The sequence below is a fragment of the Halomicronema hongdechloris C2206 genome (genome assembly GCF_002075285.3).
Lineage (GTDB): Bacteria > Cyanobacteriota > Cyanobacteriia > Phormidesmidales > Phormidesmidaceae > Halomicronema_B > Halomicronema_B hongdechloris.
Window position 1 is genome coordinate 4753180 of sequence record NZ_CP021983.2, and the last position, 19460, is coordinate 4772639.

Below are 19460 nucleotides of genomic sequence, written 5' to 3' on the forward strand. Positions count from 1 at the left end.
GCTCATCTTTATCCCATTACTCGATTCCCACACTGCTCATCCAATTTGGGCCAGCTCAGCCGCCTTCGATGAGCACTGGTGAGAAATCCGGGATAGCGCGTAGACAGGTCCTGCGAATGGCTAGTCTGCTTTTGCCGAGGCTGCTCTTAATCCCGAACTCAGCTTCTTTAAGGATCATCCCGGGAGCATCTCAAAGTTGCAAAAACATCAACAATCGTAGGCTCTATTCAGATAGGCACATCGCACCTGCAAGGCTTGCTGAACATTGTCGGGCACCCATTGAGCGCCTGGGAGTTTCATGCGATGGTCAATCTGCTTGATGGCTGACTCAACTGCACCTGAGCCAATCGAACAGATTTGTTCAGCTTGAAAATAGCCGTAATTCACAATTCGGTGACGATGTCGCTCCAAGTAATCACAGAATCGCCGGGCTTGCTCCAGAGCGCAGTCGGTAAATAACGCCTGGGTTTCATCAACCCGCCCTTCCCATAACAGAGCTTTGGCTTGTTTCAGCCGTTTTAATGAGCCCCCAACTCCATAGAGGTTTTCGACCAAGTGGTACCAATCGAGAATTTCTAAACGGGTTTCCACGGTGGCGATGGGACGAAACACCGCCCAGACGCCCCGATGCCCATCGCCAAGGCAGATGATGGGGTTCGCTAACGGTTGGCTATTTAGCCAGTCTTGCAGCCAGTCATTTGCCTGAAACGCCGCCCCATAGTACAGATTCTCGACCCGAGCACTCTTGTATTCTTTCCAGTAACTGGGTTCGCCTTTTTCCGGATGCCGCAGGCGCACTTTACCGCCATCGACACTGATCTCGGTGACCGTCTGCTTCGCCTCCGGTGGGGTCTCACGTTGGCGTTGCACGAGGCGTTGCAGCGTTGAATGACTCAACGACATCCCCGTTAAAACGGACACGTCGGTTTCGCCTTTCCCATAGCTTTGGCAGGCCGCAACCCGCAACGCACATTTCTCAAAGAGCGGGCTGAGACGACCGTGGGGTTCGAGGCCCAACCGCTGGGCTTGCTGTTCCCGAATCGGGAGGGTCCCCAGAACACTTTTTAGCTGCCGGGGGCGTCCCCGTTGGGTTTGGGTGCACGCTTCGACAAAAAAATTCCCACTTCGGGACTGACGTGCTCCAGCATCTGCTGCCGCACCGTCGTTTCAATGCCTTCAAGTGTGTCAACGGCTTCAGGAGGGCTATTGCGATGCAGAATCTTGGCAATCTCGCGGCTATGCTGGGCTAAGGCGGCTTGGTCTTCGGGGGACAAGAGCTTTTGGGGTAGAGACTACCCTTTCATCTCAGCACAGATGCTGGGTTCTCGCAAAAATGAGATGCTCCCATCATCCCCGTTGTTAAAGGAGCCAGTGTCACCTAGTTAAAAATCATTCACGTTGTTAAAACAGATAGCAGTATCTATTTAAAAAACACCGATGTTACTAAAGGTAATAGCGGTATCTCTCGAAGTGATAGTGGTACCTATTTAAAAACTATACATGTTGCTAAAGGTGATAGTGGTATCTGTTTAAAAACCATCGATGTTACTCAAGGAGGTAGCGGTATCTATTTCGAATCAAACCGGTTGTTTCAATCCCTTAGGGTTATCGCTGCGAGTGCTAGCGCTGGTTGACTGACAAAAGATTCTGCATTGGGCGCGGTTTCCGCGCCCTTACCAGATTTCGGATGCTGTAGGGGGCAGGGAACCTGCCCCTTTGGATAGTCTGGGTTCTAGCAGGTTTTGTCAGTCAATGAGGTGCTAGCGGTAGGAATGGAAAAGGTATGCGAGGGAGATGCTTAGGTATTCGAGGGTTATCACTCTCGGCCATTACCTTGTCTCAATGGCATGGCCACTATGTACTTGGCTCCCTATACTTGGCTCCATACACTGTCCAGGACATTGCCAGACTACGGGAAACGACCCTGCTCGCTGCTCCAATGGCACCGCCTCACCAGGGATTCTGGCCCTGGCGATTGCTACCGGTGGCTGTCAGGCTCCTACCGCTACCACCACCGCCCCCGCCGATGAGACGGCCACCGAGGCGGTTCAGGCCGAAGAGACAGCAGCTACCCCCTCATCTGGTCCTGTCCGAGTCGGGGAAGCGGCACTGCTGTACAGGGGAAAGCGGGCGGGGGGAATCGAACCCCCATCATCAGCTTGGAAGGCTGAGGTTTTACCACTAAACTACGCCCGCCAGTGGTCCTACGGCTGCAGACCTACGCTAGGGTAGCACACTTCCTCGTCCTACGGAGATGGCCTCTCGATTTGACAGCCATGCTCCAGGATCCAAGCCCGGCGGGTTACTGTAGCGCCGCCGTCACCTCTAGGATGACAGCATCGGTGGGAATAGGGCTGCCTGCGGTCTGAGCCGGTTGCAGGGTAAGGGTTTGTTCTAAGGTGCAGGCAACAAGTTGATCTAGGGCGGGCTGATTGCTACCGGAGAGAATCTCAGCATTGGAAATGGTGCCGTCGGTCTCGACGGTAAGTTGCAGGCTCAGGGGATAGGTGCCTGACCCCAGGGTAAATAGGCTGGCTAGATTGGCTAGGCCACAGCCGCTGAGGGCAGGGCGTAGGGCCAAGGCAGTGGCCCCATCGGCAAGCTGGGGCAGCTGGTCTGGGAAGTCTTGTCCTTGAGGGTTGCGACGAATGTCTCGGGGAATCAACTGGCCAATGACGCGGTTGGCGGTGGTGTCTTCCCCTGGGGAGCCATCCGGGTCGGGAGGGCTGGCAGGGGCAGGCGGACCAGGGGCAGGCGGTGGGCTTGGGACTGGTGAGGACGGTCGAGGCGACGACGGGGTGGGGGTGGTTGCAGCGGCAGAGGGACTTGCAGAAGCAGAAGCGGAGGCGGTGGGCGAGGTGGGCCGGGAAGTGGGGGTAGGCGTAGGCGTAGGGAGTGCCTGAGGGGTAGGGGGGCTGCCTGGCTGGGGAGAAGTCGAGGCGATCTCCGGGGCTGGGGTAGCCGCGGTAGAGGGTGACGCTGGCGCGGCAGTCCTGGGCAGGGGCGTAGGGGCTGCATCGCTCGCCGTCCCAGACTCAGGGGCGCTTCGCAGCAGCTGAATCGGAATGGCGGGGGGGGCGGGGCTGGGTAAGGTGGGCAATAATACTAGGGTGCGTAAGAGGATGAAGGCCATGCTATGGAGCCCCCCGGCCAAGATGACTGATGCTGGCCAGAGATAGGGAGGGTCACTGTAGCGGACTCGATGCAGCCGTTGCAGCAGATCTAGAAACATGGCTGGCTAGAAACGTGGATGCGATCGCATCTGAGTCCTTCCATGCTAGCCAGACTTCCGGCATAGGTAACCACTAGCAGGCCACTGATGCCAGGGCTCGTACCAGTGCTGGCAGATAAAACCCTGGGGAGCGAGCCAGGCCTGATAGGGCCATTGCTGAAAACAAGCAGCCGCTAACGATATAGTTTTCAATAGAATGGCTCCTGCCTAGGCGAGGGCGTAACGCCAATCATGACCCCTGATGGTTCAGTCACACCAAGGATGACCTACCGGGTGCGGGCCGCCCGCCCGGAGGATATTGACCAGCTAACCGAGTTACTCGTCACCAGTTTCTATCCGCCCACAGGCTGGCTGCGTTGGGCATACCCGATATTACGGCTCAGTATCAGTGAGGAGCTCAGGCATCGGCTGCGCTCACCCAAGTCTCCTTATGTTTGCCTGACAGCCATTAGCGGCGATAGCAACCTTCCCTCGGGGAGCGATATCCTGGTGGGAACCGTCGAACTCTCTCGCCGGTCCCATTGGCCCTGGCAAATTCCCCAATATGGTCAGCTCTACGTGTCTAATTTAGCCGTAGGATTGCGATATCGCCGTCGCGGCATCGCCCTGCGCTTGCTAGGCGCCTGTGAAACCGTGGCCCGGGATTGGGGATTCGACCATCTGTACCTGCATGTCATGGAGGATAACCGGGACGCCCAACAGCTGTACTACAAGGCCGGATTTCTCCTACAGCAGGCTGAATCAACCCCCCTCTCGGCGCTGGGATTGCAACCCCGTCGCCTACTCTTGAGTAAATCTTTGGGCTCATCCTCCCTAGCGGCATAACTATCAAAGCCTAGTGAGACGAGGCGCGGTTGTCTGATCCGGCACTAGTTCTGGCAGTTGTCGCCAGCCTAGCCTATCTGGGCGCTGCCCCGAGATGGCTTGCCTGGCAATAGGACGGTGTCGAGCCGCTGTGTTGCTGAGACCAGGGGGCCCCGATCCTTAAATTTTCCCCTGAGATATGCTTCAATGTATTGCGATCAGGGGCCAGGGGCCGCACCAACCTTCACATAACAATTAATGCCAGTCCGGAGAAATTTACGTTACCTTCAGCGACTGCTTAAGAACCGCACTGGAAGACTGAAGTGACTACTCTAAAATAGAGTCCATACGACGCTATCGTATACGTGCACTACCATCGTCTCGCTTAGTGTTTGGGATGCCCTACACGACGAATCAGTGTGATTCCCTTACCTGTGCCAACGCCTTTATTGCCCCCTACGACCATCCTGGCTATCCAGGTCATCGGTCTGACATGATGCCTCCATCCCATCCAGACTATAAGACGTTGCAACTCGAGAAACGGTTATTGGGCACCGATGCGATTTTGTCAAAGCTTCACGGTGATCGACTATGGATCGTCAATAGCCGTCGTCGCAATGGCCTCCTTATTGATAAGGGGTTTTACACTGAGTTCGCTGGACCAGGGGCGGCTGTCGGCGGTCCCTTCGATCAAGACTGCCAGGCGGTGATCCCCTTGGGGAATTTGTCGCTGGTGCAACCCGAGTCCTACGAAGATCAGCAAAAAGCGCTACGTATCCGTCTGCAATGGATTCGGTTGACCCAGAATTTCACGGATCAACCGGTGCCCATCGACCGAGCTCAGATGATTCTGGAGCAATTCAAGAGCTATTTCGATCAGAAAATTGTCGATCAAGTGCCCGATCAGGCCTTTGCCTTGCTGGTCGGAGTTCTGCCGCAGACGGTGCAGCGGGCGCGACAGCGGATATAGCAGGGGCAACGGCATGTCGCTGCCGGGCTGCCGTGACGTACTGGGTAATATGGTATCGGCTAGATTACGATTCCAGCCAGGGAATTAAGCGGGCCAAGGTACGCTGATTCTCTGCCGGGCTGCCGACGGTAATTCTCAACCCGCCGCCGGTGTGGCGAATGTGGGTGCCCTGTTGCCGCAGCCGGTGCGTCAGTGTGTCTAAGTTTAGCCCCTGAGGCTGGCTGGGGCGAGCGTAGATGAAGTTGGCCTGGCTGGGCCATACCCGTAACTGTGGATAAGGCCGTAAGCCCTCGATCAGCCGGTGCCGTTCGGCCTGAATCTGGGGCACGATGGCCAATAGCTCTGAGGCATGGGCCAGGGCTAGGCGGGCAGCAGCCTGGGACATGCTGGGCAGATTGTAGGGGAGCCTTAGCTTTTCTAGGGTTTGAATCAAGGGGGGCTGGGCTAGGGCATAGCCGACTCGATGGGCAGCCAGGCGCAGGGCCTTGGAGAACGTGCGTAGCACTAGCCAATTGGGGCGTCTGAGGGCATCGGCGCCGGTGGTTTGCTGGCTGAATTCGAAGTAGGCTTCGTCGACGACCACTAACACCGTCTCCGGCAGGTGTCGTAGCCAGTGGAGTTCGGCTGGGGTCAGGGCATTGCCCGTGGGTGAGTTGGGGTGCACCATGAATACCACCCGCACCGGCACTTCGGCTTGGGCCATGGCCCGTTCCGCGGCCTCGAGGTCTAGCTCGAAGGTCTCTGGCTGCCGCTCCAGACTGATGACGGGAATCCCTAGGGTTTGGGCCAAGATGGCGTACATGGAAAAGGTGGGCTGGCTGACTAATATGGCCCCTTCACCGCCGAGGCAGGTGGCGATCAGCAGGGATCGAATCAATTCGTCGGAGCCATTGCCCACGGAGATGTGAGCGGCGGTGATGCCTGCTAGGCCACTGCTGGCTTGCACGTAGGTTGCGATCGCACGTTTCAACTCCCCATGGCTGCCGTCGGGATAGCGATTGGCGGCGATTTCCTGCTGGTACTGCCAGGCCAATCTCTGCTTCAACGCCGGCGGTAGATCATAGGGGCATTCGTTGGTATCCAGCTGATCGATAGCTGCTGGCGGTGGCGTAGCATCATTGCCCTGGGGATGAGGGGCATAGGCAGTGAACTGCAGCAAATCGGGGCGAAGATACGGCAAGGACATGGCAATAGTCGGCACAAAGGCTAGATTTTACACTGAGAGGGCACTGAGAAGGGCGTCGCCATCACCAGTAGACTGCTGACCGGCCCTCAACCAGAAGGTTGGCGGTTGCCATTTCTAGATAAAGACTTTATAAAATTTAATATATGACCGGCTGAGTCATATGCGCCGTTGCCGTTAGCGAGTATTAATGCGATGGATCAGCACAATCGCTGCAAGCGGCCGGCCAAGATTGTCATTGTCGGGGCAGGATTCGGTGGATTCCAGGCGGCTCAGTCCCTGGCTGGAGCGGCTGCGGAAGTGCTCCTCATCGATCGCCATGACTACCACACGTTTACCCCCCTGCTCTATCAGGTTGCCACTGGTCAAATTGAGCCCGCGCTGGTGACTTACCCAGTGCGGACCAAGCTTCGCCCCCTGGCCAATGTTACCTTTCTGCAGGCCACGGTAGAGTCGGTTGACATGGACCACAGGCTCATCGCCAGCGATGATGGCCTGATTCCCTACGACTATTTGGTCTTGGCCACGGGCACGCGGCCGAGCTATCACGGCATCCCTGGAGCTCGGGAGTATGCCTTTGGCTTGAAGAGTCTAGCCGATGCGATCGCACTGCGCCATCACCTTCATCAGTGCTATCGACAGGCTTGGCTAACCGAGGCGAGCCACCAACGGCAGCGGTTACTGACCTTTGTGGTGGTGGGCGGCGGTGCCACTGGGGTAGAACTGGCCGGAGCCCTGGCGGAACAGATGGGGGGGCCATGGCCGCGAGCCTTCCCCGACCTGGCCCAGCTGGGTCAAATTCTGTTGATTCAATCTGGCCCCAGGTTACTGCCGGAATTTTCCCGGTCTCTGGGGGACTATGCCCATGATCGGCTCCATGGCTTGGCCGTAGAGGTATGGCTCAACACCCGGGTTGTCTCTGTCGATGCGACCGGGGTGCAGCTCTCGGATGGCAGCTTCCTAGAGACGGCTACGGTGATCTGGGCGGCTGGCCTAGAGGCGGCGCAACCCACCTACTGGCCATCGCCAGCCCTGGGAGGCAACGGCAAACTCAGAGTGTGCCCCACCCTGCAACTGCTGGACTACCCCAATGTCTATGGAATTGGTGATGTCGCCACCATTGACCATCCCCGCTACTCCCTAGCCGGCGTCGCCCCAGAAGCCCTACAGCAGGGCGTGACTGTCGCTCGTAGCCTGCGCCGCCAACTCAGTCATCGCCCCCCCCACCGCTTCCGCTATCGCAGCAAGGGCCGCCTGGCCATCATTGGCGGCGGCAGCGGTATCGGTCGCATTGCCGGTGTGGATATCAGAGGCTTTGGCACCTGGCTGCTGTGGTTACTGGTCCATCTGATTTATTTACCCGGCTACCGCAACCGCAGTCGACTGCTGCGGCGTTGGTGGCGCAACTATCTGCTCTGCCATTGCAGCCGGCGGCGGCAGCCCCGTCCCCAACGGATTAATCCCTGTCTAGCGTCATCTCGGAGGTCACTATGAAGTCCCACTCCCCGCGACTGCGAGCGACTGATATTTCTCTGGCCTATGGATTACTGCGCCTTGTGATCGGCATCAATTACTTCAACCACGGGGTCACACGCCTGGGCAATATCCCTGGCTTTATGGATGCTATGGCATCAGCCATGGCCGATGCCTGGATGCCAGAGGTGTTAGTGCGATCTACGGCGGCCCTGGTTCCCCTGGTGGAGCTGCTGGTGGGCCTCTGCCTGATTTTAGGGCTCTTCACCCGCACTGCCCTGGTGGTGACGTTTATCCTGATGGCTATTCTCATGTACGGGGTCACCGTCGTGCAAAACTGGGATGCAGCCGCCAGCCAATTAATCTACACCATCGTGCTGTTCATGCTGTTGGCGGGGGAGGGCTATAATCGCTTCACGCTGACTGGCTGGCTACGTCGGCGTCGTCAAAGTCAAGAGATGGCCCAGGCTGACCTTCGGGATAGCCCAATGAGGCGGATTAACCAGATGCTGAGTCCCTCCCGGCCTCCGTCCAAATATCGGCTGTAGGCTAAGGCTCAGTACCATGGATATAGATGACGGAGAAATAGGGACTGATGGCCAACTCTAGCTCTGTGAATAAGCAACCGTCTGCCGCCACAGATGCGCCGGGTTGCGATGGGTCGTTGGTGCATCTGGAGAATGTACGGCAGGTGCAGGCAGAAGTGTTAGCCACTGCCAAGGCCCAGCGCATGGCGGAGTTCTTTGTTGGCCATTATCAACGCGGGTCGTATTCTGCCCGTCCCCAGTAACGCCAACCCCCTAAAATCGCGCTAACATGCCCATTCTGAGGGTCTAAGCTTCGTCATTAAGATGTTGCCTGAGATACAGAGAACCCCGAAATTGCCAGATCTTTCTAGTCAACAATGCAGAATTGCACAGCATCCAGTGCAGAATGGGTTACGTAGCGACTCCTGAGTGTATGACTTCCGATAAAGCCGCCGGCCCTCTGATGTCCCCCCTGGCTGCCATTGCCCTAAAACTCGTCGGCATTGTCACCATTGTGTCAGCCATCATTGATTATCTGGTGCTGCTGATTCCCCCCAATTTTCTCGATCCGCAATGGCAACTCGCTACGACGACCCAGATCGTAGATCGTGGCATCGTTCCCCTAGTGGGGATTGCCCTGCTGCTCACGGGTTTTTGGATCGAGACTAATGTCGGGGTCGCCCGCCGTCGCCAGAGTCTAGTCAGTGATCTGCGGTTTTGGGCCTGCTTATTTGCCAGCCTTTTGGGCTTGGTGTTTTTGATCCTGACCTTCCTGCATGTGAACAATGTGCGCATTACCAGCCGCAGTGCCCTAGAGCAGGTCACCACTGAGGCTACCCAGGCAGAAACCCAGTTGGAGCAGCGACTCAGTGCTGAACTCGATCAGCAGCGGCAGCAACTCAATCAACTCTTAGAGAACGAGGAAGTTCTGCAGCAGGCAATTGAGAGTGGTCAGCTGCCGGCTGAAATTGAACAGTTTAGAGATAATCCCGCCGGCTTAGACGCATTTCTCAGCGAGCGTGCCGGTCAAGCTCGTCAGCAGCTCCAGACCGAATTGGGAACCCGCCGGGAAGAAGCCGTCCAACGGGTGCGCCGGGAAGCCTGGAAATCTGCTATTCGTATTTCCATTAGTAGTCTGTTGTTGGCAGTGGGCTATATCATCGTCGGCTGGATGGGGCTACGGCGCCTACTCACCCGTACCCGCTCTGCCTAGCTCAAACTAGCTCAAGGCAGTCATCATGGCTTGTTGGGCCACGGCTGGATATAGGGCTTTGAAGTAGGCACTGGCAAAGGTAGCCTCCTCCGCTGGGAAGGGCAGCTTGCCCAGCACATCCAAGACGGTTGTCTCAGCGGCGGTGATGACCACTAGGGACGGATCTAGGGGGGCATCGTAGCGCCAATAGTCGCCGAGATGGATGGGGGGCATTTGCAGGGGCTCTGGGGCTGACGGTTCCTGCTCGGCGGGCTGGCCATCACTGGCAACAACAGACTTGCTCTGCTGCCGCCGCTGCTGTCGTAGGGATTCTAGAATCTGGTCGCGGGTCCGCCCCCGCAGCTGAAACAGCACGAAGGGGTCTTCCCGGAAGAAGTCGCCCAATTGATAATAGACGGCGGCGATATGCTTACAAGGATTCTTCGGATCCGGGCAGTTGCAGCGGGAATGGACATCCGACAGAGTAAACGGAAATAGATTGAGACCATTGCTGGTGAATACGGACTCAATGTCGTCTGGCATCTCCCCGGCCAACAGTTGGGCCGAGTACAGGGCCTTTTCACCGAGGCTGTCAATCACATAGTCCCAGTCTTCATCGCTGAAGGGATCGATCCAGATGGAGAGTTTGTAGGGATCTTCAGCCGTCCCTTGCACCAGGGCCACCACCTTCGAACTCTTAAATTCGAGGCTGAGGATATTTCCTTCCCGAGCATAGCGGCGACCTCGCTCCAGTCGTTTTTTGAAGCGGTAGGAATTGAGCAGGTCGACCCACTGCTGTACCCACCAGGCTTCTTCCTGCAAATCGTAGGCGGTTGGACTTTCGGAGTAGGTCATGGCTATAGCAACCTCAACTTAATCTTTCAGGAACAGGCCACTTTCGCTGCACACTCCGTATAGGGGCTTGTCCCAGGCATTTTTGGGCAGGCTGGGCAGGCGGGCATATTCGAACACGATACCAATGGTGGGAACCGTATGCCAGGGCGGGGTGCTGAGCATGCGATCGTAATAGCCGCCGCCATAGCCCAGGCGATAGCCCCGGGCATCGCAGGCGACGGCCGGCACCAGGATCAGATCCACTAGAGCCGGGTCTACCGGTGGCAACTGGGGATGGGGTTCTGGAATGCCATAGGTGCCCCGTTGCAGTGGCATGGAAGTGGGACTCCAATAATGCCAGGCCATCTCCCGACCGACACAGCGAGGCAGCCCCAGGGGGCGTTGGTGCTGAAACAGGGGGCTAAGATCGGGTTCTTGGCGAATGCTGCAATAGCTTAGGACTACTCGGGCCTGATGGAAATAGGGCCAGCTTTGTAGGTGTTGGCAGATGCGATCGCTTTTTTGCCGCCACAGCGGCGGCGGGATGGCCTGGCGAGCATTGAGCAGCCGCCGCCGCAAGTCAGCCTTAGCGGTTTGGATGGCATTCTGGGAAGTCGACTCAGCAGTCATGCAGTCTCGAGCAGGGAATATAGGGTTGGCTAGAAGTACAGCAGCAGGTTAAGCCCCGGAATGGTGCGCGATAGGGTCCACAGTAGCAGGGCTACATAAAACAGACCTAAAGTCCACTGATACCACACTAGGGCGGTAATCAGGCCGGGCATGTGCCGGTCGCGCATGCGAATATCATTAAAGCCAAACCGCAGCCAGTTATTCAGACTGAAATCGTAGTAGTTGAGCCAGTTCCAGCGGCGATCTAGCAGAATCGGGGTGTAGCGATCGCGGAAAAAGGCAAACTTGGGCATGATTGGCAACCGGGCAATCAGCAGCCGCAGTTGCCGCATGCCGCCATCTTCGACGAAGTAACTGATGTCCATGTCGTCATGGTAGCGTCCTCGCCGATAGATGATCGTCAGCAGGCCTAGGGGCACTGGCAGGGTCAGACCGGCCAGACAAAGCAGGGCGAGCCCCGGCTGCTGTCCCAATCGCAAGATGGTGCTGAGGCCAGCTAATACCAGCAGGGCGAAACTACCGAGCATCCAACCGGTCTCCTCCAGGGGAGGCAAGATGGGTTGGGGCAGGCGGCGGCGATAGCGATCTAGCAGCCAGAACATCAGGGCAAAGAAGGCAATGGCTACCAAACCGCCCCCCAGGGTGAGGCCGACGCTGGTGCCATAATGGCTCAAGAGGATCAGCATGCCTAACCACAGCCAGCCCAGGCCCAGCTGTACTCGGTTACTCCAGGAGAGGGGTTTGCTGGTTAAGATGCGATCGCGAACTTTCAAGTAGGCGGCTAGGTCCACCGACTCTAGGCTCAGCAGGTCAGTGGCGCTGAGAAAGGGCTGTTGCTGCCGCTGGTCCAGGATGGCATCGGCCTGGCTGGACGAAAAGCCGACTTCCTGGAGTTGCCTGGATGAAGCCGTATTGATATTGAGGCCTACCAACTGTTTATGCCAGGCGCGCAGGCGCAGCTGTTCGGCCATGAATTCGATCTGGTTGGCGTCAGAAATCTGCTCCAGCTGCCGAAAATTACGCACCAAGTTACGCAGCAGGGTCTCATTGCCGCTGAGGGAGGGCACCGACAGCACCTGGCCGATTTGCCCAGGGCTGCCCAGAATTTCGGCTTGTTCGGCATTAAACTCTAGGCCGGCAACATTGATATAGACTCCCTTGAGGAAGGTGGCATCGCCAAAATCAGCCTGATTGTTCAGCATGGCTCCACGTAGGTTAACCGGCTGGCTGAAGCGGGCCTGACGCAGAATTAATGGGCCTTCGAAGCGGGCCTCGGTGAGAAACAGGGCCTGGGTAAAGGTGTCCTTCAAGAAGGAAGCGGTGCCCTGCCAGAGGCTCTGGGCAAAGTCGGCATTTTCCTGCCAATTAATGCGGCTGAAGTTGGCCTCATCGGCAAAGCTGGCTTGATTGAAGCGACTGGAGGCCTTAAAGCTCACTCCCTGGAAATTGACGATCCCCTGGAACTGGGCCTGGTCGAAGCGAACCTGATCGAAGAATAGGCTGTTGCGAAAGCGAGCCTCCTCTAGAAATCGGGCCGAGGTGAAGCGTACCTCCTGGCTAAAGCGGGCGTCGGTGCCATAGAAGGCCTGCTCAAACGTCGCTCCCTGGGCACTGACCCGGCGCAGAAAAAAGGTATCGGTGGCATTGACCCGACCCGTCACGTGGGTTTGCACCAGCAGCAGCGGCCCGCGAAAAATGAAGATCTGCTGGGCCGTGGATTGGTCTTGAATCAGCAGGGAGCGGGACAGTTGAGTCAGGCGGTTCAGACGGGTGCGATCGCGTTTGAGCTGAGCCTGCTCTTCTGCCGTCAGCAATGGAAATAGAGCCTCGCCGTAGAGGGGTTCCCGGAGCCCTAGCTGTTGCAGATCTAGATCGCCCAGGATATGGGAATGGCTCAGATCTAATCCCAAGACCTTGCTGCCCCGCTGTAAAGGCTGCTGCAGTAGACGATAGAAGCGGTTGGCAAAATCCCCGTTGTCGGCCCGCAGATCGATGGTAAAGCGTCGTAGATCGATCACCGAGCGACCATCTCGCTGCAACGGGGCCTCTAACCGCTGTTGCAGGAGCTCTAGGGTGAGGGGCGGCAACTCCCCGGCAGCCGATGCTGCTAGCACTGGCCTCACCAGCACACAACTGGCCAGGACCAAGATGCCGCCAAGGATGCCAATGAATCGATATAGCCGTCGCAAACTACCTTACTCGCTAGATCTCTGCAGTCCAGCCTATCTCGGATGCGGATCCTGCTGAGCTTTCAGGTGCAGTAGAATCAAATCGACGGTTGCAGCCCTCGCCATGGCCACCCAGATTCCGCCGCTCTCTGCACCGCCAGGATATCGAACTCAGGCAGAAGACACTGGGGTCGAGACCGACCTGCTGTGCTTTTATCTGCTGCGCCAGAAGACAGTCTCTGAACGGTTGCAGATGGGAGCCCAGCTAACCCGCAGTGCTCGCCAGCTTTCGCTGAACTGCTTCCACCAACGGTTTGCTCATCTCAAGTCTCGACAGTTTGCTCGCAAGATCGCCGAGGCCTGGCTCCAAGAGCACTGTCCCCCTGATTATGTGCCGGGAGGCTCCGAAGTGTCCTGGATTCAAGATTCGATTCAACTGGCGGTAGACCTCCACCGAATTTTGACGGCTGAGGACATTCCTTACTACGTCACCGGCGGGGTGGCCGCGATTGCCTACGGTGAATCTCGGACAACTCAAGATCTAGATGTGGTGTTGTTCATGTCCAGGCAGGATATTCCGCTTTTGGTACGTGCCTTGGAACAGGCTGGGTTTTATGTTCCCGGAGTGGACGATGTGATGGCGGGGCGGCTGCGAACCTTGCAGGTGACCCAGGTCGACACGATTTCTCGTGCTGATCTGGTGATTGCCGATACCACTGCCTATGAGCAACAGAAACTGGAGCGGCGACAGCTATATGCTCTCACCAACGAAAGTGCTATCTATCTGGTTTCTCCTGAAGATTTGGTGGTTAACAAGTTGCGTTGGGGCCGACAAAGCCAATCGCAAAAGCAGTGGCGAGATGTGCTGGGTGTCTTGAAAGCTCAGCAAGATAGCCTGGACTACCAATATATGCACCGCTGGGCAGCAGCGTTTGATCTTTCTATAGGCTTAGAGCAGGCAACCCTGGAGGCTGGGGTCAATGCGATCGCAAATCACCAGTGGGCCATCGCCGCCTATCCCATCATGAGCCGGGCCTTTGCCATGGCTCAAGCCCGCAACCGCACCACACATCCTAGCCCTAATGTGGAAGTCGCCGATGGCAACCGCTATAGGCTGACCCGGGATGATGCCGCCCAACGCCTCACCGTTGTGTCCAAACTCGATGACCGCGAAATCGCCCGATATGACTCCCAGGGCACTGTGCTGAGGGCTAGCCCGTCGCTACAGGATCGGCAGCAGTGGCATGGGATCGCTGAACGAGTCATGAATTCGTGCTTATAGAGAACTGGAATTTAAGCTCTCGGCTTCTTCCGGTGTTTTAGGCAGATGCAGGCCACATTCCTGCTTCAGCCCCTTAAAGCGGGTGCTGCGTTCGTGGTCGTCGTTGGCCATCAGCGGCCGACTCGAATGCCAGTCTCCCACCGAAACATAGCCCTGATCGAACAGGGGATGATAGGGCAAGTCATGGGCGGTGAGATAGTCATACACGTCTTTGGCATTCCAATGCAGGATCGGCAGCAACTTGTACAGCCCGGCTTGGGTCTCGATGCGGTTTAGGGTTTGGCGGTGCTGGGTTTGGTCGGCCCGCAAGCCCGCCAGCCAAGCGGTGGCCTGCAGCTCTCTCAGGGCGCGCTGCATGGGCTCGACCTTACGAATCTGATCGTAGCGGTTCAAGGCGTCCACATCCTGCTGTTCCCAGAGGCGGCCATAGAGGGCTTCCATGCGGGCGGGGCTGAGGTGAGACTGATAGACATGGAGGTTGAGGTGTAACCGTTGGGTTAAGTCTTCGGCGAAGCGATAGGTCTCTGCCGGTAGGTAGCCGGTGTCGACCCAGATCACTGGAATATCGGGCACTATCTGGGTGACCAAGTGCAACATCACCGCAGACTGGATGCCAAAACTGGTACTCATCACCAACCCTGAACCAAAGGTCTTGGCTCCCCATGCCACTAGGGATGAGGCGTTAGCGTCAGCGTAGGTTCGATTGAGGGCATCCAGATCCAGCCGGGGAGCTTGCTGCTCAATGGGCTGATGAAGCGTCGGACTTGCCATGGGCCACTCGAATTGCTGCCATCTTCAGGACCTGTCTTCGGAGTCATAACTGTGCGAAGACAACGTTTGCATCATACCTGAGATTGGGGTTGCCATCAGCGAGCCAGCCGGCTCAGCCCCTAATTTGTCGAGCCGGGCCAGCCAGATCAACCTCTCCCCAGCATTCATCCCGCTGGGAAGTTTATCCTAGTTTCTGTAGCTTAAGCCCCCCTGTTTTGCGAGTAAATCCGCCATCATGAAGGGGGGTAACTGTGCCCACGCCATTGACCTAAATCGTTGCGATCGCATCATGGGGACCTTTAACCTGCAGGCACCATTTCAACCCACCGGCGATCAGCCCCGGGCCATCCAGCAGCTGACGCAATACATCAACGGCAACCATCGCTATCAAACCCTACTGGGGGCCACCGGCACCGGCAAGACCCACACCATCGCCCGGGTGATCGAGGGCGGGGGCCGACCGACTCTAGTGCTGGCCCACAACAAGACCCTGGCGGCCCAGCTGTGTAATGAGTTGCGGGGGTTTTTCCCGGATAACGCCGTCGAATATTTCATCAGCTATTACGACTATTACCAACCCGAGGCCTACATCCCCGTCACCGACACCTACATCGCCAAAACTGCCTCCATCAACGACGAAATCGACATGCTGCGCCACTCGGCCACCCGCTCCCTGTTTGAGCGCCGCGATGTCATCGTTGTCGCCTCCATCAGCTGCATCTATGGCCTGGGCATTCCCTCGGAATATCTGAAGGCCTCGATTCCCCTGCAGGTGGGCATGGAGGTCAACCAGCGGCAGGTGCTGCGGGAGCTGGCTACGATCCAGTACGAGCGCAATGACCTAGACGTGGGCCGCGGTCGGTTTCGGGTCAAGGGGGACGTGTTAGAAATTGGCCCCGCCTACGAAGATCGCCTGATTCGAGTGGAGTTTTTCGGCGATGAAATCGACGCCATTCGCTACGTCGATCCAGTCACCGGGACCACCCTGCAGAGCCTAGAGGCCCTCAGCATCTATCCGGCCAAGCACTTCGTCACCCCCGATGAGAAACTGGAGGCCGCCTGCGAAGCGATCCAGCAGGAACTGCGGGACCAACTGGAATACTTAGAACACCAGGGCAAATTGCTAGAGGCCCAACGCCTAGAGCAACGCACCCGCTACGACCTAGAGATGCTGCGGGAAGTAGGCTACTGCAATGGCGTAGAAAACTATGCCCGTCACTTGGCGGGTCGCACCGCCGGTTCCCCGCCAGAGTGTTTAATCGACTATTTCCCCAAAGACTGGCTACTGGTCATCGATGAATCCCACGTCACCATCCCCCAAATTCACGGCATGTACAACGGTGATCGCTCCCGGAAGCTAACCCTGATCGAACATGGCTTTCGCCTGCCCAGCGCCGCCGACAACCGGCCCCTGAAGGCAGAAGAATTCTGGCAAAAGCTGAACCAATGCATCTTTGTCTCGGCTACCCCAGGGACCTGGGAGATGGACATGTCTGAGGGGCGAGTGGCCGAACAGATCATTCGGCCCACTGGCGTGCTCGATCCCGAGATCTTTGTGCGCCCTACTGAGGGTCAGGTAGACGATCTCTTGGGCGAAATTCGAGAGCGGGCCCTGCGGCAGGAGCGGGTGCTGGTAACCACCCTAACCAAGCGCATGGCCGAAGACCTGACCGAGTACTTCGAAGAGCATGGGGTGCGGGTGCGGTATCTGCATTCGGAAATTCACTCTATCGAGCGAATTGAGTTGATTCAGGAGCTGCGGGACGGCAACTTCGATGTGCTGGTGGGGGTCAACCTGCTGCGAGAGGGGCTAGACCTGCCGGAGGTATCCTTGGTGGCGATTCTAGATGCGGACAAAGAAGGTTTCTTGCGGGCAGAGCGGTCATTGATTCAGACCATGGGCCGCGCCGCTCGCCATGTTCGGGGCCAAGCCATTCTCTATGCCGATACCCTCACCGAGAGTATGGCTCGAGCCATTGAAGAGACAGAGCGTCGCCGTCATATCCAGCAAGAGTATAACCAGACCCATGGCATCACCCCTCAGCCCATTGCCAGCAAGAAGAGCAATGCTATTCTCTCGTTCCTGGAGATCTCCCGCCGGGTCAATCTGCAGACCTTAGAAGAGGTCTATGAGCACAAGGATGACCTGCCCTTGGAGGATATCCCCGAACTCATCGGTCAGCTGGAGAAGCAAATGAAGGAGGCGGCCAAGAATCTGGAGTTTGAAGCGGCGGCCCAATATCGCGATCGCATCAAGACCCTACGGGATCGCCTGCTGGGGAAACGGGTCTAGGGCTTGGGGCTGTGAGTCTTGGCGCTAGGGCGGGCACCCTGGACCTAGATGCACCCGCCAGCGCTCAGCAGGATATAGTTAAGATGACTCATGTCAGCACCGCCATGGGATTGCGTTCGTGGCAACGGCATTCTACGTCGTCTCCAGACTCCAAGGTTCAGGCCCAAAATCCTATCCCGACAGGGCTGCGTCATCTCTTCAGTCGCCTATTTCCAGATCGGGTCCTGCTAGACTTTACCGTCGCCATTTGCACCTACAACGGCGAATACCGCCTGGGAGATGTTCTAGCGTGTCTGCCCTGGCAAATCAATACTGAAGATCTAGTCTGGGAAGTCCTGGTCATCGATAACAACAGCTGCGATGGCACCGCCCAAGTAGTGGCAGCCTTTCGGCAGACCTGGCCCCGCCACATTCCCCTGCGATATGGCTTTGAACCTAAACAGGGGGCGAGTTTTGCCCGGCAACGAGCGATTGAGATGGCCCGCAGTCCCTTGGTGGGCTTCCTCGATGATGACAACATTCCCTCCATGACCTGGGTGGCCGCCGCCCACCAGTTTAGCCAGCAGTATCCCCAGGCCGGGGCCTATGGCAGTCGCATTCGCGGTGACTTTGAGATAAATCCACCCGAACACTTCGAGCGCATCGCCGCCCTGTTGGCATTGACCGAGCGCGGTCCCCACCCCCTACCCTACCCCCGTACTCAAAAGGTGCTGCCTCCCGGAGCTGGCCTCGTCGTTCGTCGCCAGGCCTGGCTGCAGACCGTTCCTAGGACCCTGGCCCTAGCCGGTCACATCGGCAGTCGCGAAACCGGCGAGGACTTAGAGGTAGTGCTGTATATCCAGAAGGCCGGTTGGGAGATCTGGTATAACCCGGCCATGCGGCTGTATCATCGCATTCCCGGCAACCGCCTCAAGCGTGAGTACTTGCTGCTGCTCTGTCGCAATATTGGCCTCAGTCGCTATGGCACCCGCATGTTAAGCCTGCCTGCCTGGAAACGCCCTCTGATGATTCCCTTGTATGCTGGCAACGATCTACGTAAGATCGCTCGCCACCTGTGGACCTACCGCACCACTGCTTTCACCGACACCGTCGCCGCCTGTGAACTGACCCTCTACAGCTACAGTTTGCTCAGCCCCTTCTATATGCTCTGGCGCCGCCTGAGGCAGAAGACCTCTTGCACGAATTGAGACAGTAGTCTCCAAATCTTTGCCGAACGCTATCGCAATCGACGGCGGCGATTTGGCCTCAGACTTCATTTGCTGGCTGGCATTCTTAACTACGAGATGGGACTGTCAATTTGATTTATGCAAGAGGTCTAATGTTTAACTCGAAGGAACCTGCGATCGCATCGTCATAGATACCCAAGAACCCATGCGATCGCATCCCCTGACACTCTCGAGGCAACCCCATGCATGTCAGCTTCAGTAGAAGCGATTGCTATGTCTGCTACTTCCCAGAATCAGTGGCTGGACCAGGATAGCGTACGATCATATCGATGACGCTGTCGATCAGGACATCCTGTTGCATAGGAATAATTGACTGGCCATGCAATAACTTCTGGGTCATGACGTAAGTAATTAGGCTGCCCACGAAGATGCGAGCGGCGGCCTCTGGGTCAGTGAACTTGAGTTCAGGATGGGCCTGAAAGTATCGAGTCAGCACCCGCAACACCTTCTTCGGCAAGACCTGAATGAACCGTTGGGCGATGGCCGGAAACCGCCCCGACTCACCGATGATCAGCCGCAAAAAGGCGATGTACTCCTCATCCACCGCCAGCATGTCTAGCAGCCGGGTGGCTACCCGACGCAGGACTACCTCAGGAGGATCTTCCAGGGATAGGGCCCCAAACACGATTTGAAACCGTTGAGTGGTGACCCAGTCAATCAGGGCGGTAAATAGCCCTTCTTTGTCCTGAAAGTGCTTATAAATAGTGATCTTCGAGACCCCAGCCGCACTGGCCACTCGATCCATGCTGGTGCCTTCGTAGCCCTGTTGCAGAAAGATGGTTAACGCCCCCTGCAGAATCTGTTCCTGTTTGAGCTGGGTGGCGGTGGACGGGGTCGGCAGTGTGCCCATGATCGGTGGCGGCCTCTGAGATGAC

Annotated in this window: 17 protein-coding genes, 1 tRNA gene and 1 pseudogene; 10 read left to right on the forward strand and 9 right to left on the reverse strand. The window is 57.2% G+C overall.

All coding sequences use genetic code 11. From position 1 onward, the window contains the following. Positions 1-207 precede the first annotated feature (207 nt). The 3 genes from XM38_RS21645 to XM38_RS26200 all read right to left on the reverse strand — a co-directional run bounded on the left by XM38_RS21645 (position 208) and on the right by XM38_RS26200 (position 3232). Positions 208-1274 (reverse strand): ISKra4 family transposase gene (locus XM38_RS21645; protein ID WP_088429129.1). Its coding sequence is split into 2 segments (ribosomal slippage): positions 208-1118 and positions 1118-1274, totalling 1068 coding nucleotides; the frame shifts between segments, so codons are not numbered across the junction. Positions 1275-2125: 851 nt separating this feature from the next. Beyond that, positions 2126-2196, reverse strand: a tRNA-Gly gene (locus XM38_RS21650). A 106-nt stretch (positions 2197-2302) separates the two neighbouring features. Next, positions 2303-3232 carry an energy transducer TonB gene (locus tag XM38_RS26200; RefSeq protein ID WP_088431024.1) on the reverse strand — a complete coding sequence of 310 codons (930 nt, stop codon included), beginning with the start codon at positions 3230-3232 and terminating at the stop codon, positions 2303-2305. A gap of 231 nt (positions 3233-3463) precedes the next feature. Here XM38_RS26200 and XM38_RS21660 point away from each other — a divergent pair, with 231 nt between their 5' ends. Together XM38_RS21660 and XM38_RS21665 are read left to right on the forward strand one after the other, a co-directional pair. Further along, entirely contained in the window at positions 3464-4057 is a 594-nt protein-coding gene (locus XM38_RS21660) for a GNAT family N-acetyltransferase (RefSeq protein WP_080813607.1), read from the forward strand. Between the two features lie 376 nt (positions 4058-4433). Then, positions 4434-5006, forward strand: coding sequence for a hypothetical protein (locus tag XM38_RS21665; protein WP_225889378.1), 573 nt, complete (start codon positions 4434-4436; stop codon positions 5004-5006). A gap of 64 nt (positions 5007-5070) precedes the next feature. On the opposite strand, the gene XM38_RS21670 is transcribed toward XM38_RS21665, so the two are convergent. Further along, positions 5071-6192, reverse strand: a complete 1122-nt coding sequence (locus tag XM38_RS21670) for a histidinol-phosphate transaminase (protein WP_088431026.1) — start codon at positions 6190-6192, stop codon at positions 5071-5073. A gap of 192 nt (positions 6193-6384) precedes the next feature. On the opposite strand from XM38_RS21670, the gene XM38_RS21675 reads away from it, so the two are divergent. The 4 genes from XM38_RS21675 (at position 6385) to hpsJ-B (ending at position 9402) form a co-directional block, all read left to right on the forward strand. Further along, entirely contained in the window at positions 6385-7683 is a 1299-nt protein-coding gene (locus XM38_RS21675) for an NAD(P)/FAD-dependent oxidoreductase (protein WP_080813605.1), read from the forward strand. Continuing rightward, positions 7680-8210, forward strand: a complete 531-nt coding sequence (locus tag XM38_RS21680) for a DoxX family membrane protein (RefSeq protein ID WP_080813603.1) — start codon at positions 7680-7682, stop codon at positions 8208-8210. The genes XM38_RS21675 and XM38_RS21680 overlap by 4 nt, the downstream gene beginning before the upstream one ends. A gap of 47 nt (positions 8211-8257) precedes the next feature. Beyond that, a complete protein-coding gene (locus XM38_RS21685) occupies positions 8258-8452 on the forward strand; it encodes a hypothetical protein (RefSeq protein ID WP_306441556.1) in 195 nt (64 codons plus the stop codon). A gap of 170 nt (positions 8453-8622) precedes the next feature. Next, positions 8623-9402 carry a hormogonium polysaccharide biosynthesis protein HpsJ gene (hpsJ-B, locus tag XM38_RS21690; protein ID WP_080813601.1) on the forward strand — a complete coding sequence of 260 codons (780 nt, stop codon included), beginning with the start codon at positions 8623-8625 and terminating at the stop codon, positions 9400-9402. A gap of 6 nt (positions 9403-9408) precedes the next feature. Here hpsJ-B and XM38_RS21695 read toward each other — a convergent pair whose 3' ends face one another. The 3 genes from XM38_RS21695 to XM38_RS21705 are packed head-to-tail and all read right to left on the reverse strand — an operon-like array spanning position 9409 to position 13034. Beyond that, complete coding sequence (locus tag XM38_RS21695) at positions 9409-10236, reverse strand: SWIM zinc finger family protein (protein WP_080813599.1); 828 nt, start codon at positions 10234-10236, stop codon at positions 9409-9411. 18 nt (positions 10237-10254) lie between these two features. Then, positions 10255-10845 carry a 5-formyltetrahydrofolate cyclo-ligase gene (locus tag XM38_RS21700; protein ID WP_080813597.1) on the reverse strand — a complete coding sequence of 197 codons (591 nt, stop codon included), beginning with the start codon at positions 10843-10845 and terminating at the stop codon, positions 10255-10257. A gap of 29 nt (positions 10846-10874) precedes the next feature. Continuing rightward, entirely contained in the window at positions 10875-13034 is a 2160-nt protein-coding gene (locus XM38_RS21705; RefSeq protein ID WP_080813596.1) for a helix-hairpin-helix domain-containing protein, read from the reverse strand. Positions 13035-13137: 103 nt separating this feature from the next. Between XM38_RS21705 and XM38_RS21710 the strand changes: the two genes are divergently transcribed. After that, entirely contained in the window at positions 13138-14295 is a 1158-nt protein-coding gene (locus tag XM38_RS21710) for a hypothetical protein (protein ID WP_088431028.1), read from the forward strand. Here XM38_RS21710 and XM38_RS21715 read toward each other — a convergent pair. Beyond that, positions 14290-15066, reverse strand: a complete 777-nt coding sequence (locus XM38_RS21715) for a phosphoadenylyl-sulfate reductase (protein WP_080813595.1) — start codon at positions 15064-15066, stop codon at positions 14290-14292. The genes XM38_RS21710 and XM38_RS21715 overlap by 6 nt on opposite strands. 289 nt (positions 15067-15355) lie before the next feature. Here XM38_RS21715 and uvrB point away from each other — a divergent pair, with 289 nt between their 5' ends. The 3 genes and pseudogenes from uvrB to XM38_RS21730 all read left to right on the forward strand — a co-directional run. Then, complete coding sequence (uvrB, locus tag XM38_RS21720) at positions 15356-17359, forward strand: excinuclease ABC subunit UvrB (protein ID WP_088431817.1); 2004 nt, start codon at positions 15356-15358, stop codon at positions 17357-17359. A gap of 83 nt (positions 17360-17442) precedes the next feature. Further along, positions 17443-18546 carry a hormogonium polysaccharide biosynthesis glycosyltransferase HpsE gene (gene hpsE / locus XM38_RS21725; protein WP_225889379.1) on the forward strand — a complete coding sequence of 368 codons (1104 nt, stop codon included), beginning with the start codon at positions 17443-17445 and terminating at the stop codon, positions 18544-18546. A 12-nt stretch (positions 18547-18558) separates the two neighbouring features. Beyond that, positions 18559-18660: pseudogene (locus XM38_RS21730) on the forward strand (IS5/IS1182 family transposase); the annotation flags it as partial. 145 nt (positions 18661-18805) lie between these two features. Here the strand turns inward: XM38_RS21730 and XM38_RS21735 are convergent. After that, positions 18806-19435, reverse strand: coding sequence for a TetR/AcrR family transcriptional regulator (locus XM38_RS21735; protein WP_080813593.1), 630 nt, complete (start codon positions 19433-19435; stop codon positions 18806-18808). Positions 19436-19460 lie beyond the last annotated feature (25 nt).